Source organism: Streptomyces sp. NRRL F-6492, from assembly GCF_001280125.1.
GTDB lineage: Bacteria > Actinomycetota > Actinomycetes > Streptomycetales > Streptomycetaceae > Streptomyces.
The window spans coordinates 1-1,462 of the sequence record NZ_LGEG01000095.1; the positions used below are offsets into that span (position 1 = coordinate 1).

At 67.9% G+C, this 1,462-nt stretch carries 1 protein-coding gene; it reads right to left on the reverse strand.

Annotated elements, in window-relative coordinates:
• Position 1: 1 nt before the first annotated feature.
• On the reverse strand, positions 2 to 1,462 hold a 1,461-nt coding region (locus ADL08_RS09915; RefSeq protein ID WP_053641711.1), incomplete at its 5' end, for an acetolactate synthase large subunit.

The following is a 1,462-nucleotide window of genomic DNA, read 5'->3' on the forward strand; positions in this document are numbered from 1 at the left end:
CTCAGTCGTCTTCGCCGTCGCCGAAGTCGGGGCGGACGCCCCGGGCGGCCATGACCTCGTCGTTGGAGGTGCCGGCGGCCACCATCGGCCACACCTGCGCGTCCTCGTGGACGATGAAGTCGACGACGACCGGACGGTCGTTGATCGCGTTCGCCTCGGCGATGACCCGGTCCAGATCGGCCGGGTCCTCACACCGCAGCGCCACACACCCCATCGCCTCGGAGAGCTTGACGAAGTCCGGAACACGCGTCCCCCTGTTCGCCTTCAGCTCGTCCGGACCCGAATGCAGCACCGTGTTCGAATAACGCTGGTTGTAGAACAGCGCCTGCCACTGCCGCACCATCCCCAGCGCACCGTTGTTGATGATGGCCACCTTGATCGGGATGTTGTTCAGCGCACAGGTCGTCAGCTCCTGATTGGTCATCTGGAAACAGCCGTCACCGTCGATCGCCCACACCGGACGCCCGGGCAGCCCCGCCTTCGCCCCCATCGCCGCCGGCACCGCATAGCCCATCGTCCCCGCACCGCCGGAGTTCAGCCAGGTCGCCGGCTGCTCGTAGTCGATGAAGTGCGCCGCCCACATCTGGTGCTGCCCCACCCCCGCGGTGAAGATCGTGTCGTCCGGGGCGAGCTGCCCGATGCGCTGGATGACCTGCTGCGGCGAGAGACTGCCGTCCTGCGGCAGGTCGTAGCCCAGCGGATAGGTCTCGCGCCACCGGTTCAGATCACTCCACCACGCGCTGTAGTCACCCGCGTTGCCCTCACTGTGCTCGGCCTGCACCGCCTGCACCAGATCCGCGATCACCTCCCGCGCGTCGCCCACGATCGGCACGTCGGCCGCCCGGTTCTTGCCGATCTCCGCCGGATCGATGTCCGCGTGCACGATCTTGGCGTACGGGGCGAAACTGTCCAGCCTCCCGGTCACCCGGTCGTCGAAACGGGCACCGAGGGCCACGATCAGGTCGGCCTTCTGCAGCGCGGTGACCGCGGTGACCGCACCGTGCATGCCCGGCATGCCCACATGCAGCGGATGACTGTCGGGGAAGGCACCCAGCGCCATCAGAGTGGTGGTGACCGGCGCCCCGGTCAGCTCCGCCAGGATCCTCAGCTCCGCCGTCGCACCCGCCTTGATCACACCACCGCCGACATACAGCACCGGCCGCCGGGCCGCACTGATCAGCTTGGCCGCCTCCCGGATCTGCTTGGCGTGCGGCTTGGTCACCGGCCGGTAGCCCGGCAGATCCGTCTGCGGCGGCCACGAGAACGTCGTCTTCGCCTGCAGGGCGTCCTTGGCGATGTCCACCAGGACCGGACCCGGACGGCCGGTGGAGGCGATGTGGAAGGCCTCCGCGATCGTCCGCGGAATGTCCTCCGCCTTCGTCACCAGGAAGTTGTGCTTCGTGATCGGCATCGTGATCCCACAGATGTCCGCCTCCTGGAAGGCATCCGTACCGATCGCCTT